Below are 15,233 nucleotides of genomic sequence, written 5' to 3'. Positions count from 1 at the left end.
TTTGCCTCTCTGGATCAGGCGGCCGCGCCGAACTGCGCGTAGCGCAGAACGTGGTAGGCGGGATCGCCGAACTGGATGTTGATCGCGGAAATGCGCTTGAAGTAGTGACCGACATTGAGCTCGTCGGTCATGCCCATGCCGCCGTGGATCTGCACGGCCTGATCGGCGACGAACTTGCCGGCATAGCCGATCTTTGACTTGGCGCCCGAGGCGAGCCGCGAGATGCCCGCCTCGCCTGCGCCGAGGCTGAGATTGAGATGCTGCATCAGGGACAGCGCCTCCTGATGCGCGATAAACATGTCGACCATCCGGTGCTGCAGCACCTGGAACGCGCCGATGGTCACGCCGAACTGCTTGCGCGTCTTGGAATAGTCCAGCGTTGCGTCGTTCAGCTCGCCGATCGCTCCGACCATCTCGGCGCAGAGCGCACCGATGGCGCGGTCGCGGCAGGCTTCCAGCGCAGCGACGCCCTCACCCTCCCGGCCAAGCAGCTCGCCGCGGACATTGTTCAGGCTGATCTCGGCGGCCCGGCGGCCGTCGATGGTCCTGAAGCTCTGGAGATGCAGATTGGCCGCGTGGCGGTCGACCACGAACAGGCTGACGCCGCTGCGGTCATGGTGATGTCCCGAGGTGCGGGCGGAGACGATCAGGCGGTCCGCCCAGGGCGCGCCGATCACCGCAGCTTTCTCGCCGCTGAGGACGTACTCCTGCCCCTCGCGACGAGCCGCGGTGGTGACATCAGCCGGATCGAAGCGCGATCCCTTCTCGGTCGTGGCCAACGCCCAGATGCTCGTTCCGTCGACGATACCAGGAATCAGCGCCTGCTTCTGCGCCTCCGATCCCAGCCGCTCGATCAAGCCGCCGGCGAGCACGATCGTCTCGACGAACGGTTCGACCACGAGATGGCGGCCGAACTCGTGCATGATGATCATCGTCGACAGCTCGCCGCCGCCGAGGCCACCGACGCTCTCCGAGAACGGCGCAGCGAGCAGACCGAGCTCGGCAAACTCCTGCCATTGCCGGCGGCTCCAGCCCTCCTCGCTGGCCACGATCTTGCGCCGCGCGTCGAAATCATAGCGATCGCGCAGCAGGCGCTGGACGCTGGACCGCAGCAATTCCTGCTCTTCCGTGAACTGGATATCCATCCGATCCTCTCCTGGCTTGGCCGTCAGAGTCCGAGCACCGCTTTGGCGATGATGTTGCGCTGGATCTCGTTCGATCCGCCGTAGATCGAGAGCTTGCGCGAGTTGAGATACTTCTCCGAGGCGGTGTGGCCGTAATCCGGCCCCGGCATGAAGTGATTCGCGCTGACCGGATGCTCGCGGATCGCAAGCCCGTAATTGCCGATCGCCCGATGCGTCAGCTCGGTGATGTTCTGGAAGATCTCGGTGCCACGAATCTTGAACAGCGAGGCCGCAGGTCCCGGGTCGATGCCGCGCGCCATCTGCGCGACGACGCGCAACTCGGTCGCCTCCAGCGCCAGCACATCGAGCTCGACGCGGGCGATGTCCCTGATGAATTCAAGGTGCGCCGGATCGTCTTCCGGGATCTCGGCCTTGACGATCTTCTTCAGCCGGTTGAGATAGCGCGTCGAGCGGCCGATCCCGGCCATGCTGGTGCGCTCATTGCCGAGCAGGAATTTTGCGTAGGTCCAGCCCTTGTTCTCTTCGCCGATCAAATTCTCGGCGGGCACGCGGACGTTCTCCAGAAATACGTCGTTGACCTCGTGCGAACCGTCGATGGTGATGATGGGGCGAACGGTAACGCCGGGCGATTTCATGTCGATCAACAGGAACGAGATGCCGGACTGCGGCTTCGCCGTGGGATCGGTGCGAACAAGGCAGAAGATCCAGTCGGCGTGCTGCGCCAGCGTGGTCCAGGTCTTGTGGCCGTTGACGATATAGTGGTCACCGTCGCGCACCGCCTTGGTACGAACGGTGGCGAGATCCGAGCCGGAGCCCGGCTCCGAATAGCCCTGGCACCACCAGTCCTCGCCGGACAGGATACGCGGCAAGAACTTCTGCTTCTGCGCGTCGTTGCCGAATGTATAGATCACGGGGCCGACCATGGTGACGCTGAACGCCAGCGGCGGCATCGTGCCCGCACGCGTCGTCTCCTGCTCGAAGATGAAGCGGCGGGTGATCGACCAGCCGGGCCCGCCATATTCCTTGGGCCAGAGCGGCGCGATCCAGCCTTTCTTGTGCAGGATGCGATGCCACAGCAGCATCTGCTCCTTGCTGAGATCGGTCTCCGGGTTGGCGACGCGCATCTCCGCCGGATAATTGTCCTTGATGAAGGCGCGAACCTCGTCTCGAAACGCCGCATCGTCCGGGGATAGCGCGAGCTCCATCTGACCTGCTCCCTACCACTTCTCGCCGAACGGCCGGATCTCCAGCTCGAAAGTCCAGGCGCTCTTCGGCTGCTGGTAGAGCTGCCAATAAGCGCCGGCGACCGATGCCGGCGGCATCAGCAGATCGGGATTGTCGAGCGCGTTCGGGCCGAGTGCCTCGAGGCGGCGCTGCCGCACCCATTCGGTGTCGACGCCGGAATCGATGATCAGGTGCGCGACATGGATGTTCTTCGGACCGAGCTCACGCGCCATCGCCTGCGCCACCGCACGCAGGCCGAACTTGGCACTGGCGAAGGCGGCATAGCCGCTACCGCCACGCAGCGACGCGGTGGCGCCGGTGAAGAAGATGTTGCCCTCGCCCCGCGCCGTCATCAGCCGCGCCGCCTCGCGTCCGGCCAGGAAGCCGGAATAGCAGGCCATCTCCCAGACCTTACGGAACACCCGTTCGGTGGTCTCCAAGATCGGGAAATTGACGTTGGCGCCGATGTTGAAGATGCAGACCTCCAGCGGCGCATGCTTGTCGGCGTCGTTGAGGAACGCGGTGATCTCCTCCTCCTTGCGCGCGTCGAGTGAGCGCGCGTGGATCTCGCCGCCGGCCGCCTCGATCTCCTTGACCAGCGGCGCGAGCTTGTCGCCGCTGCGGCGGCCGGCGAAGATCGTGAAGCCCTCGGAGGCGAATTTCTTGGCAATCTCGCCGCCGATATAGTCGCCGGCGCCTATTACAGCCACTGTTGCGTTTCTCTTCAAAGGTCTACTCCCTGTAAGATAATGCGTCGCCCCAAAGGACTCTGCTCGGCAAGACGATCAGGCCTCGATCAAGACTACCCTGCGCGCCTTACCGAACGTTCTTTTTTAGAACTCGTTAATTGATATTTGGCGAGCGAGTAGCGGCAAACTGATGCCCTGCTCGCTCCAGTTCGATTCCACGGGCGCGGCCCAGTCAGGCCGTCCTGGAGCGCGCTCCACCGCTTTGCTCGACGATGGATTCCTCTACGTCGCGCAGTTGATCCTTTCCGAAGAACATCTCTTTGCCGACGAAGAATGTCGGCGATCCGAACGCGCCGCGGCGGACCGCATCGCCGGTGAGATCGATCAGCTTCTTCTTCACGTCGTCCTGCTGCGCACGCGCGACAATGCGATCGATGTCGATCCCTGAAGACACAAAGGCTCTCCGGAACGTTTCCGCATCATCCATCTTCTTCGGTTCTTCCCACATATGGTGATAGGCAGCGCGGAAATAGGGCTCAAACAGCCCCTCAAACTGCGCCGCGACCGCGCCGCGCATCAAGATCAGCGTGTTGACCGGAAAGAACGGATTTTGCCGGAACTTGGTCACGTTGTGGCGGCGAATGAAGCGCTGGGTCTCGAGCGCCTGATACTCCGGCTTGTTGATGATTCCGCGAAGCGAATCAAATGGCGACATATTGCCGGTCGCCTTGTAGATCCCGCCGAGAAGGATTGGGACATATTCGAATTTTGCACCGGTGCGGCGCTCGATGCCGGGAATGGCAGTCTCCGCCAGATAGGCGTTCGGGCTGCCGAAATCGAACAGGAATTCAACTTTCGGGATCATGTCGGCTTCCTCCGGAAGAGCCCGATGACTGGGTCGAGGTCGGGCGCCTAAGTCTGTCTATAGTTCTAAAATAGAACTGTCAACTTGCATCGGACTTTCCTCGGCCGATCAAGCGGCTTCGAGGTATTGTTTGGGGATTAGTACCTATCTAGAATGCTCTGGCATTAAACCGTTGCCGGCCCCGATTCGAACCGACCGGGGCCGGATGTGGAGACCGCAATGAAGTGGAAGGAACTCGAAGAAGAGCCATGCTCAATGGCCAGGACCATTTCCGTGATTGGCGATCGCTGGACCCTCTTGATCCTGCGCGAGTGCTTTCTGCGCACCCGTCGCTTCGAGGGATTTCAATCCGCGCTTGGAATCACGCGCCATCTGCTCGCCGAACGACTCAAGAAGCTGGTCCAGCAGGGTATTCTGCGACGGGTCCCGTATCAGGACTCTCCCAAGCGTCACGAATACATCCTGACGCAGAAGGGACTCGACCTCTATCCAATCATGATGGCAATCGTGCATTGGGGCGACATGCACATGGTGGACGAGCGAGGTCGGCCGCTGCTGCATCAACACCGCAAATGCGGCAAGGATTTCGATCCGGTCATGGTTTGCTCGGAATGCGGCGAACCCGTCACTGCCAAGGAGGTTCATACTCATCCTGGTCCCGGCGCCAGCAAGCGGCGCCTGGTTGTGGAGGCGGAAACGTCAAAGACCAAGGCGCGGCACCGGGCAGCTTGAGCGGACCGCACCTGCTTAGACTACGATCACATCCTCGCATGGTTCATTGCTGTAGAGACGTTCAACCTGCTCCGCGCGCCCTTTCAGCACCGCACGCTGGTTGATATACGCCTTGTCCGTGATCTCGCCGGCCGCGATCGAGGGAGGGTCCTTCAGCAGCGAGAACGAACGGATTCGCTCGCTGCTGCCGACAATTTGATTGTACTCCTGGAAGCGCTCCCGGAGGAATTGGATCACTTGAGAGTCGGAATTCAGATCGGTCGAGCGATCTCGCGAAATGCGCGCCGCCTCGGTCGGGTTGAGCCAGCACAACAAGCTGCAGCACGGGCGGTTCTCTCCTGCGACGACGACATCCAGCAAAACGCCGCGTGTCGCGGCCAGAATGGCGGCGCGCATCTGCCCGATCGCCACCCAGGTTCCGTTCGCAAGCTTGAAGTTCTCGGAAATCCGCCCGGTAAAGCGCAATCCCCGCTCCGGCTTTTGCGGATCCATGAAGGAGACCGTGTCGCCAATCCGGTAAAAGCCCTCGTCGTCAAACGCCTCCTCGGTGAGATCCGGCCGTCCGAGATAGCCGGGCGTGACGTTGGGACCTTTCACCCGCACCTCATAGGTATCGGACACGGGAATCAGCTTCAGTTGAAGACCCGGCGCCGGAAGACCGATTTCTCCGGGCTGGTCCGTCGCCCAATGCGTCGTGCTGATCGTCGGCGCGGTTTCCGTCGTACCGTAGCCCGACATGACGGGAATGCGTCGGCCGGTGATCGACGCGGTCAGCTGGTAAAGTCGCTCCAACGTGTTCTGCGAGATGGCCGCGCCAGCATAACTCAATCGGTCCATCCGCTTGAATATGCTCTTGCCGAGCTCCGCGTGTTTTTCGATGGCATCGCACAGTAGATTATAACCCGCGGGCACGTTGAACATCGCCGTCGGCGAGATCTCCTGCAAATTCGCCAGGGTCTTGTGGAACAGCTGCGGCAGCGGACGACCATCATCAATGTAGAGCGTGCCGCCGTTCTTGAGGATGCCATGGAGGATGACATTGCTGCCCATTGTGTGATGCCAGGGCAGCCACTCGACCTGGACCGGCGCTTGGGGAGGCGACACCAGCAAGCTGCCCATTTGCAGCGAACTTGCCATCATGCGGTGGGTATTCAGCACTCCCTTGGGGAAGCCAGTCGAGCCCGACGTGAAGAGAATCTTGGCGACCGCGTCGCACGAGACCTTGCGCGATGCCTCGGCAAATCCCGCACTTCCGGTTCTGTCGTTCATGGCGCTGAACGGCACTGTCCCCGGCGCGCCATCAACGCTGATCCATGTCGGGGAATTTAATTCGGGAATGACCCGGCCGGCGGAGAATTCATGACCGTTTTGAACGAAGACGAACTTCGGTCGCAGCACTTCCGCGATGTCCTTCAGACGCGCGAGGCCGCCGGGCATCAAGGTATAGTTCGGCGAGATCGGCGCCAGGACGACTCCGATGGACATCGCCGCAAAGGAAATCACCGCGTTCTCGATCGAGTTGCCAGACAGCACGGCCAGATTGTCGCCCGGCTTTGCGCCCATCTCGATTAGGCTCTGGCCGATCGCCTGAACCTGCGACCACGCCTGTCCATAGGTGATCTCGTCCCATTTCCCTTGCGAATTACGCTGGCCGAGGAAGGTGTGGTCCGGAGTGGCGGCGGCCCAGTGCGGCAGAAACTCTGTGATCCGCCATTCGCACGGCGTCCATTCGATTGGTGAGCTCAGGATGAGCGTGCCGTCGGGCCGCGGCGCGATGGACACTTCCCGCGCTGCAAACGTGAGTGCCTTCGTCGACATTGAAAATGATCTCCGTGAACTGGTGAAGGGCGATCGCGCGCTGCGCGCATGCCGTCTTGCGGATGGCAGCGCCGGGCGGCCTCCATGCCGCACCCGCGACCCTGACTGCTGCGCGCTCAGTCGGACTTGGCGTCCAGCACCTCGCCGAAAGCTTCCCAGGTCGTGCCGGTCCAGCGCTGCAGGCGCATCTGGGTCCAGATCGTATTCTCGGCTTCGCTGGTGTTGACCTTGATCCCGGGCAGCGCGGTCGGCACGACGAAATCCCTCAGGTTCTTGGCCTGCGCAAGGATGTTCTTGCGCGAAAGATCATTGCCGCATTGCTTGAGGATCTGCTCCAGCAGGATGCCTTGTTGATAGCCGGTCAGATAGCTGCCGTTGGTGATATCGACACCGGGCAGGTACTTGTCGAGAAACGCCCGATAGGCCTGCATCGCGGGATCGTCCTTCCAGGTGGGATCACCGATGTCCTTGTTGATGGTCCCGACGATCACGCCGATTGACTTGTCGAGACCGGCCGGCGCGAGCGTTCCGCCAACCGCACTGGAGGGAAAGTTGACGATGACAGTCGCCTTCCAGCCGATCAGGTAGGCCTGGCGGATCGCCTGCGCTGCAAACTTCGGCGTCCCCGCGATCACTAGCGCTTCCGCACCCGAGCTCCTGAGGATGTTGATCTGGGAATCTACCGTCGGTTCGGTGACCTCGTAGGAGGCGGTGGCGACCTTGCGATCGTAGTCCTTGCCGAGGAATGCTCTGAAGGCGTTGACGTAGTCTTTGCCGAGGTCGTCGTTCTGGTAGAGGATCGCGTATTTGGCACGCGGGAGCGCCTTGGCCAGATATTTGGCGTAGATCTTTCCTTCAGTGTCGTAGCTGACGAGCCCGGTGGTGGTCAGCGGGTAGGCCGAGACGTCGGTGAATTTGGAGGAGCCGCTGACGATCGCGATGCTCGGAATCCCCTTCGCCCTCAAATACTTTGCTGTGGCCGAAAGGCCCGGAGTCCCGAGTTGGCCGAACATGAAGGCGACTTCGTCGCTCTCGACCAGCTTGCGAACCTGCTCCACCGCTTTTGGTGGGCTATAGGCATCGTCATAGGCGATGTAATTGATCTTGCGGCCGTTGATGCCGCCGCGGTCGTTCACCGATTGGATGTAGGCGGTTAGTCCCTTGCCGACGAGCCCGATCGATGATGCGGGTCCGCTGAAGGGAAACACCCCTCCGATTTTGATTTCAGTCGCTGTAACTCCCGGCTCCTCAGCCGCGAATGCCGACCCGCTCAAGAGCAGGACGATTAGAGCGGTAAAATTCCTGCACGTCGTCCACATCGGAACCCCTCCCAGAGCAGCCCTCTTCGGGGCTTCTTCTCAGTTGACGGCGTCGCTCGGCATCAACCGTTCCCGTCACCATAACGTTCTTTTTTAGAACTCGTCAAGTTAAGAAGATTGCAAATCGGGCAGCGCGGCTGACTGCAGCGCCATATTTTATAGGACAGCAGCTAGGGGTGCGCCGCCCATGACGGCATGCATTATTAGTTCATTTAAAGAACTTACAATGAGAGCGCAGCGTGGGCTCCGTGCGCCTCCTCTGGAAGCAAGGCCCGACCGCGAGGCCGGCTCGCTCTTCTTCGTTACGGACGTTAGCCCCAAAGAGGATGAGATCGCGTCCGCTCCCGATGTCGGTATCGACTTCATCGATGCGGGAGAAGGCCTACCTATTGTCCGCTGGCCCTGCCTCCGTCTTACGCGACGTCCAGAACCGAGGCGTTCGGAGATCCCGCCTTCCCACCGGGCCTGTCATCTGAACCTGTCAGCCGGGTCATCGATGGCCAGTCGCGTGCGACGAAAAACGGCAGAGCATACACAGCGAGCGTAAAGATTGCCCAACAGAACAAGCCGATGCCGAGTGTGTTGAGAACAAGCCCAATAGCGAGCATGGTGGTGGCTCCATGTGCATAGCTGTACCAGTCGCGCCTTCCACCACCACCACGGCGCAACTCTGGATATGAAACCGAAACGAGGCGGAGTTGCGGCGTGAGCAATTTCGTCTCGACGACTTCAGTTGAAAAAGCGGCGCTCACGCGCTGCCGAACCTCCAGACAGGGATGCCGAGCCGCTTCGCCTTGTCGGCAAGGTTGTCCTGAATTCCCGTGCCCGGGAAGTGCATGACGCCGATCGGCAGGAGTTCGAGCATGGCATCGTTGCGCTTGAACGGTGCTGCCTTGGCATGTTTCGTCCAATCAGGCTTGAAGGCGATCTGAGGCACCTTGCGGATGGTCGCCCATTTGGATGCGATCAGTTCGGCACCCTTCGGGGAGCCTCCATGGAGCAGGACCATGTCGGGATGCTTGGCGTGAACCTTGTCGAGACGATCCCAGATGAGGTGGTGGTCGTTGAAGTCGAGCCCTCCGGTGAGCGCGATCTTCGGCCCAGCGGGCAGCATGACCTCGGTCTCGGCGCGACGCTTGGCCGCGATGAAGTCGCGGGAGTCGATCATCGCTGCGGTCAGCGTACGATGGTTCACCAGCGATCCCGATCGGGGGCGCCAGAATGAGCCGGTGTGAGTCTCGAAGCGCTCTATGGCCTGATCACGGAAGAGCTCCAGGCAGTTGCGGCGCTCAATCAGCGTGATGCCTTCCGCCGTGATGCGTTCGAGTTCGACGGACCGAACTTCGGAACCGTCCTGCTCGCGCTGACTCTTCTGTTGCGCCTGTTCGTTGTCGTCGAGTTGGCGACCGATGCGGTCGACGGCACGATGGAACAGGTTGACAGTCGACCAGAGCAGATCGTCGAGGTCCGGCTCGAGCCGCGTGTCGCTCAACGTGGCGACCAGGGCATCGAAGATGTCAGCGACGGCACCGGCAATGATCCTGCCCTCGGGAAGCGGCCGTGGATCGGGCTGGTCGTCGAAGGGGCGGTAACCGAAGAGCTGCAATTCGGCAAGAACGTGTTCGGTCGCAGATGCGGCGTGCGGCGGTTCGATGTCATCGTGGTCGGTCATGGAGGCGATCCTTTGCCGGATCGGCCGCGACCATCGCGGCCTTCGTGGCGATCACTCAGACGGCAGGCGGAACGGGCCAGAACCCAGAGCAGAGCGGAGGGCCGAAGCGCAGCGGAGGATGGCGGAGGCCGGCTATTTTGCTTCGCGGTGCAAAGCGCGCTCGCCAGATGGCTAATGTGTCTTCTCGTCGCCGGCGCGCGGCGGAAAATAGCCGGACGCAGCCATTGCCGGCCCGAGCCGCTTGCCGTCCGATCGCCCTCTAGAAGGCCGTGGTCGCGTCCTCTTCCGGCAGTGGCCGCACCGCGACCGACCTGTCGACGCCCATCGAATTGCCGGGGCTATTCCGCGGTCGCCATCGAAGAATGCAGGAAACGGACGACGTCCTCCGGTACGAGTTGAAGTAGCAACGCTGCTCGGAGAGCCTCAAGGCCGAAGATGTGCAGATCTTCGTTGAAGTCGCCCAGCCGGGGCGACAATGCGATCGCTTCAATGCCGACGGCTTTCGCGCGCTGGGTGAGAATAGCCTGTACGGCATCTCCGGCAGCATCGTCATCGCGGGCAATATAGAGCCGACGCAGACCAGATGGCAGCAACATGGCTGCCAGGTGATTGGCCGAGAGCGCGGCGGCCATGGGCAAGGTCGGCAGTACATAACGCAGCGACAGCATGGTCTCGATCCCTTCGCCCGCAGCGAGCACGTCGTCAACCACGCCGAAGCGAACGGCGTTGCCGAGCAGGTCACCCATGGCCCGTCGTGGCGTGTCAATCGGGGCCTTGCCGAGCCGCACGCGATCAAAGCCGTGTGGATCTAGCCAGGTGCGATGCACGCCGGTGATGCGTCCCTCGAGGTCCGTGACAGAGGCTATCATCGCCGGCCAGGTTTCGGTCGACGAATGCTGGTCCGGTCGATAGTAGCAACGAGGATGGAAGCGCAAGCTGCCACCATGGTTGATGCAAGTAATTCCGCGACGCTGCAAGTACGCCTCGGCTAATGTCCCTTCGATCGGGCTGGATATCGCGAAAAGTCGACGGGCGGCTTCCTGCGATCCGGCCGGCACGACTGGACGAACGGGTCTCGGGAGTGATTGCTCCTCAGAACGAGGCAGCTTCAGAAAGCGCCTCGCCTCCTCGGCGACCTCGCGAAAGTCTCGCAAGGCCAGACTTTCGCGGATGATGTCGAGGAGATCACCATGTTCGCCCGTTGCGGCGTCGGTCCATTTCCCAGCGGGTCCCTTCGGCGATTCGTGCAGCCGCACGAACAACGAGCGGCCCGGTGTGTTGTGCACGTCGCCGACCACCCAGTACCGCCCCGCCCGCTTGCCATTGGAGAGATAGTGTCTGCACACCGCCTCGGCTTCGCGCGCGAGTCGGCGTGCCAGTTCGGAAGCATCGCGGGACATCAGGCGGCCTCCCGCTCGCCGATGCGCGCTACCGGATACGTGTCGAGCACCCTCGACAGGACCTCGATGCCGCGTGCGTCCGTAGGCACGAACATGCGCAGCTTCCAGGAGATGATCTCCCCAAAGAGGCCGTAGGCCCGCAAGCGATCGCGCATAGTGTCGTTGAAACCCGATAGCTCGATGCGGTAGGCGCCCATCACCCGGACGCGGCGAAGCTGGAGCTCCTCCACGAGCTCGAGGACTGTGCGTCCCTCCATCAGCGCGGCAAAGGCGGCGGCCGGTGTCAGCGAAGGCGCGTCCGTCGCAAGGACGTTTGCGACCCACGCGGCAGAAACCTTGCGGCCGATGATGCGCTCGCCCGCATCGGTCTGAAGGCGATAGACGCGGGTCGATTCGTTCGGCAGCCGCTTCCAGATGGGGAGCAGCAAGCCCGCCACAACGTGGATCGTGCTTTCCGTGAACTGGGGCACCTCGGCAAGCTCCGCCAGCCAGGCCGCAGCGAAGCGCCCACGGTCCGCTTCGACCCAATGGCTTTCTGCCATCATGTTTAGGGGGACCCGATGCTGCTCCATCGGCCGGATCAGGCTGACGCGCCGCTCGATCTCGCCGTCATCGAGCATGACGCTCGCCGCGGGGACCTGCACGGCGGCTCGTCCCGAGCGCTCATTGACCAGCAGGACGGCCTGACGGTCGGAAAGACGAGCAAGAGCGTCATCCAGACTCACCGGATGATTGCGCTGGCGCTGTATGACCGTGAGCAGCCGGGTCTCGGCGCCAGTCCCCGGATGGTCATAGATCGTTCGCCGGTCGTTGACGACAAAGCTCTCGGCACGGAGTGTTTCCAACCCCACGTCGTAGGTGCCGGATGCAACCGCGCCTTCGATCCGAGCGGTCAAGAGCTGCTCGAAGGCGGTGAACAGCACATTCTGGAGGTCGATGGTGAGCGCCAATAACCTGTTCAGAAAGGTCGTGATCGGCGGCAGGTCATCCCTGAGCCCATTGGCATCCATGAGCTTCAGGCCGGTCGCATCTTCGAATCTCCCAAGCGAGCACCCGTCGACCTTGCCTCGCACGAGCAGTGTGTAGAGCTGACGCAATGCATCGCGCCCGTATTGGCTTTCGAGATTATCCTCGGGGCGAAACAAGCCCTGCCCACCGGTCTGGCGCTGACCACGCGTAATGGCTCCCAACGTATCGAGCCGGCGGGCAATGGTGCTGAGAAAGCGCTTTTCGGCCTTGACGTCAGTCGCGATGGGGCGAAACAGCGGCGGCTGCGCCTGGTTGGTCCGGTTTGTGCGGCCAAGCCCCTGAATCGCAGCATCGGCCTTCCAACCCGGCTCGAGCAGGTAATGCACGCGCAACCGCTGATTCCGGGCAGACAGTTCGGCATGGTAGCTTCTCCCCGTGCCACCCGCGTCGGAGAAGACGAGGATACGCTTGACGTCGTCCATGAAGGCCGAGGTCTCAGCCAGGTTGGCGGAGCCGGCTCGATTTTCGACCACCAGCCGGTCGCCTTTGCGAACGATGCGGCGCGAGCGGCCCGTCACCTCGGCGACAAGTTCGGTGCCGAAGCGCTGGATGACCTGATCCAGTGCCCCAGGTACCGGCGGTAGTGATGCAAGCTTCTCGATGAGGCGGTCGCGTCGTGCGACGGCTTCCCGGCTCTCGACCGGCTGGCCGTCGCGATAGACAGGCCGGGAGCAGAGGTTACCTTCAGAGTCGGTGAAGGGCTCGTAGAGCTGGACCGGGAAGGAGTGGGCGAGGTAGTCGAGAACATACTCGCGCGGCGTGATGTCGACCTGGACGTCACCCCATTCTTCAGTCGGGATCTCGGCGAGCCGGCGTTCCATCAGCGCTTCGCCCGTCGAAACGATCTGGATCACTGCCGCGTGTCCAGCCTCAAGGTCGCGCTCGATCGATCGGACCAGCGACGGGGTCTTCATCGAAGTCAGGAGGTGGCCGAAGAAGCGCTGCTTCGCGCTTTCGAAGGCGGAGCGTGCCGCTGATTTGGCCTGCCCGTTCAGCGTTCCCGTTGCGCCGGTGATGTTAGCGGCCCGCATCGCCGCATCGAGGTTGTTATGGATGACGCTGAACGCCTCGGCATAGGCATCGTAGATGCGAACTTGCTCGGGCGTCAGCTGGTGCTCGACAAGCTCGTACGCGACGCCCTCGTAGGACAATGAGCGGGCCGCATAGAGACCGAGCGCCTTGAGGTCCCGCGCCAGCACCTCCATGGCCGCGACGCCGCCCTCCTCGATCGCTTCAACGAACTCGGCACGCGTGGCAAACGGGAAGTCGGCGCCGCCCCAAAGGCCAAGGCGCTGGGCATAGGCGAGGTTATGAACCGTGGTGGCGCCCGTCGCCGACACGTAAACCACGCGTGCATTCGGCAAGGCATGCTGGAGCCTGAGGCCCGCGCGCCCCTGCTGAGAGGCCGCCTGATCGCCGCGCTCGCCCTTACGCCCGACCGCGTTCTGCATGGCGTGGCTCTCGTCGAAGACGATCACTCCGTCAAAGTCCGAGCCCAACCATTCGACGATTTGCCTGACACGCGAAAGCTTTTCGCCACGCTCGTCGGTCCGTAGCGTGGCATAGGTGGTGAATAGGACGCCTTCCGATAGCCGGATCTGGGTGCGCTGGCGAAACCGAGATAAGGGCGTAACAAGCAGTCGCTCCATGCCGAGCGCCGACCAGTCGCGCTGCGCATCCTCGATCAGCTTGTCGGACTTGCTGATCCAGACGGCCCGGCGGCGGCCCTTGAGCCAGTTGTCGAGCAAGATCCCGGCCACCTGCCGTCCCTTGCCCGCACCGGTGCCATCACCCAAAAACCAGCCGCGGCGAAAGCGGACGGCATCTTCTGCGTCGTCGCGCGCAGCGGCCACAACATCAAAGGTCGTGTCGACCGTCCAGGAGCCTGCCAGGAATTCGGAATGCGCCTCCCCGGCATAGATGACGCTCTCCAGCTGAGCATCCGACAGAACTCCGTCGGCCATCACATTGGCCGGCAGGTGCGGACGATAGAATGGCTTCGGTGGCGCAACGGACGCCATCGCCGTGGATTGAACGAGCTTGGTCGGATGTGCGCACGATCCGGGAATGCGGATCGACTGTAGTCCGTATTCCTCATAAAGCGCATCGGTCAGCCGGGCGCCTTCCGGCGGCGACCATTCGACCGTCTCGTACGCTACTTCGACACCTTCTGGCGCTGCGCTTATCGAAGAGAACGAAGAAATTGGTGCAACGGCGCCGACCGATCGTGATGTCGCTGGTCGCCCGATAGCAGCGATCTCCGATGGCGGGGCGACGGGCAGCCTTGGAGACACATGCTTGTTCACCAAGCCAAGCAAGGTAGCGGCATCGGCGGCCACACCTGGCGAGGCAGGAAAAGCCGTCGGATCGGCAGCCGGTAGCTTGTCGATCACAAGCAGCCGTGTGTCGATTTGTGTTCCGTGCTTCGCGTAGACGGCGCCGTCGATGGCGGCAGAAAACAACAGCCTCCCGCGTTCCTGGAGACGAACGAAGGCATCTCGCCATGTTGGGTTATCCGGTGCGAAGCTGGCGCCAGTGATGGCGACGAGGCGTCCACCGTCGCAAAGACGCGCGAGCGCCGAGGCGATGTGCCGGAGGGTCGCATCCGCCATCCGTCGATCGACATTCGCCACCGCGGAGAACGGCGGGTTCATTAAAACAACGCTCGGTACAACACTCGCATCGAGGTGGTCATCGATCTGCGCGGCATCGAACCGCGTGACCTTAACGCCCGCGAATAGATGACCGAGCAGCTCCGCACGGGCCTCGGCTAACTCGTTCAACACCAAGGCGCCGCCGGCGAGCTCGGCCAAGACGGCAAGCAAGCCGGTCCCCGCCGATGGCTCGAGAACGCGATCGGCCGGCGTAATGCCAGCTGCGGTGCATGCGGCAAGCCCGAGCGGGATCGGCGTCGAGAATTGCTGAAGCGCCTGACTATCCTCAGAACGCCGCGTGTGGGTCGGCAGACAACTCGCGATCTTCGCGAGCATCGGCAGCATTGCTGCCGTCGAGCCAGCCCTGGCACGCATCGCCGGGCCGAACTTGCGAAGGAACAGAACGGTTGCCGCCTCGCAGACGTCATAGGCGGTCTTCCAGTTCCAGGCGCCGGCCGTGTCCGAGGCGCCGAAGGCCGCCTCCATGGCGCTACGCAGAACAGCGGCATCGATGTGACGGCCACGTTCGACGTCGGTCAGGACCTGTCGCGCGGCCCTGACGGCAGCCGAGGTGAGACTTGCAGCGGCACGCATCGAGAGCGGCGCGGCGGCAGTGCCGCCGGCGAGAGATTCGGTCATGGCAGGATTTCTTTCGGAGAGCTGGAATGGGTCGAACCACCAGGCGC

The 15,233-nt window shown here is 62.4% G+C and carries 11 protein-coding genes; 1 reads left to right on the top strand and 10 read right to left on the bottom strand.

The window, feature by feature from the left end; translation table 11 throughout:
- Positions 1–14: 14 nt before the first annotated feature.
- From ACVW17_RS13895 to ACVW17_RS13880, 4 genes are all read right to left on the bottom strand, one after another.
- Positions 15–1,145 (bottom strand): acyl-CoA dehydrogenase family protein, encoded by a 1,131-nt coding sequence (locus ACVW17_RS13895; protein ID WP_456797258.1) that lies wholly within the window; start codon positions 1,143–1,145, stop codon positions 15–17.
- Positions 1,146–1,168: 23 nt separating this feature from the next.
- Positions 1,169–2,350, bottom strand: a complete 1,182-nt coding sequence (locus tag ACVW17_RS13890; RefSeq protein WP_456797257.1) for an acyl-CoA dehydrogenase family protein — start codon at positions 2,348–2,350, stop codon at positions 1,169–1,171.
- 12 nt (positions 2,351–2,362) lie between these two features.
- Entirely contained in the window at positions 2,363–3,097 is a 735-nt protein-coding gene (locus tag ACVW17_RS13885; RefSeq protein WP_456797256.1) for an SDR family oxidoreductase, read from the bottom strand.
- Between the two features lie 193 nt (positions 3,098–3,290).
- The gene (locus ACVW17_RS13880; RefSeq protein ID WP_456797255.1) at positions 3,291–3,923 is read right to left on the bottom strand and encodes a DsbA family protein; all 633 of its coding nucleotides are present in this window, start codon (positions 3,921–3,923) and stop codon (positions 3,291–3,293) included.
- Positions 3,924–4,142: 219 nt separating this feature from the next.
- On the opposite strand from ACVW17_RS13880, the gene ACVW17_RS13875 reads away from it, so the two are divergent.
- A complete protein-coding gene (locus tag ACVW17_RS13875) occupies positions 4,143–4,655 on the top strand; it encodes a winged helix-turn-helix transcriptional regulator (RefSeq protein WP_456797254.1) in 513 nt (170 codons plus the stop codon).
- A gap of 15 nt (positions 4,656–4,670) precedes the next feature.
- Here ACVW17_RS13875 and ACVW17_RS13870 read toward each other — a convergent pair whose 3' ends face one another.
- The 6 genes from ACVW17_RS13870 to ACVW17_RS13845 all read right to left on the bottom strand — a co-directional run bounded on the left by ACVW17_RS13870 (position 4,671) and on the right by ACVW17_RS13845 (position 15,186).
- Complete coding sequence (locus ACVW17_RS13870) at positions 4,671–6,473, bottom strand: AMP-binding protein (protein WP_456797253.1); 1,803 nt, start codon at positions 6,471–6,473, stop codon at positions 4,671–4,673.
- Positions 6,474–6,589: 116 nt separating this feature from the next.
- On the bottom strand, positions 6,590–7,792 hold the full coding sequence (locus ACVW17_RS13865) for an ABC transporter substrate-binding protein (RefSeq protein WP_456797252.1): 1,203 nt from the start codon (positions 7,790–7,792) through the stop codon (positions 6,590–6,592).
- Positions 7,793–8,205: 413 nt separating this feature from the next.
- Positions 8,206–8,544: a hypothetical protein gene (locus tag ACVW17_RS13860; protein ID WP_456797251.1), complete on the bottom strand. Its 339-nt coding sequence runs from the start codon at positions 8,542–8,544 to the stop codon at positions 8,206–8,208.
- Entirely contained in the window at positions 8,541–9,464 is a 924-nt protein-coding gene (locus ACVW17_RS13855) for a DUF2493 domain-containing protein (protein WP_456797250.1), read from the bottom strand. The genes ACVW17_RS13860 and ACVW17_RS13855 overlap by 4 nt, the downstream gene beginning before the upstream one ends.
- 338 nt (positions 9,465–9,802) lie before the next feature.
- Positions 9,803–10,864: a DUF7146 domain-containing protein gene (locus ACVW17_RS13850; protein ID WP_456797249.1), complete on the bottom strand. Its 1,062-nt coding sequence runs from the start codon at positions 10,862–10,864 to the stop codon at positions 9,803–9,805.
- A complete protein-coding gene (locus ACVW17_RS13845; RefSeq protein WP_456797248.1) occupies positions 10,864–15,186 on the bottom strand; it encodes a strawberry notch-like NTP hydrolase domain-containing protein in 4,323 nt (1,440 codons plus the stop codon). Before ACVW17_RS13845 ends, ACVW17_RS13850 begins: the two co-directional genes overlap by 1 nt.
- Positions 15,187–15,233: the final 47 nt, after the last annotated feature.

Source organism: Bradyrhizobium sp. USDA 4473 (assembly GCF_054063335.1).
The sequence above is the reverse complement of the archived record's forward strand: the minus strand, read 5'-3'. Positions and strand labels throughout refer to the sequence as shown.

Excerpts from the sequence above, each read along its gene's own strand:
- ACVW17_RS13845 (WP_456797248.1), bottom strand. The coding sequence starts at position 15,186 with ATGACCGAATCTCTCGCCGGCGGCACTGCCGCCGCGCCGCTCTCGATG.
- ACVW17_RS13855 (WP_456797250.1), bottom strand. The coding sequence starts at position 9,464 with ATGACCGACCACGATGACATCGAACCGCCGCACGCCGCATCTGCGACC.
- ACVW17_RS13850 (WP_456797249.1), bottom strand. The coding sequence starts at position 10,864 with ATGTCCCGCGATGCTTCCGAACTGGCACGCCGACTCGCGCGCGAAGCC.
- ACVW17_RS13880 (WP_456797255.1), bottom strand. The coding sequence starts at position 3,923 with ATGATCCCGAAAGTTGAATTCCTGTTCGATTTCGGCAGCCCGAACGCC.
- ACVW17_RS13875 (WP_456797254.1), top strand. The coding sequence starts at position 4,143 with ATGAAGTGGAAGGAACTCGAAGAAGAGCCATGCTCAATGGCCAGGACC.
- ACVW17_RS13895 (WP_456797258.1), bottom strand. The coding sequence starts at position 1,145 with ATGGATATCCAGTTCACGGAAGAGCAGGAATTGCTGCGGTCCAGCGTC.
- ACVW17_RS13865 (WP_456797252.1), bottom strand. The coding sequence starts at position 7,792 with ATGTGGACGACGTGCAGGAATTTTACCGCTCTAATCGTCCTGCTCTTG.
- ACVW17_RS13870 (WP_456797253.1), bottom strand. The coding sequence starts at position 6,473 with ATGTCGACGAAGGCACTCACGTTTGCAGCGCGGGAAGTGTCCATCGCG.
- ACVW17_RS13890 (WP_456797257.1), bottom strand. The coding sequence starts at position 2,350 with ATGGAGCTCGCGCTATCCCCGGACGATGCGGCGTTTCGAGACGAGGTT.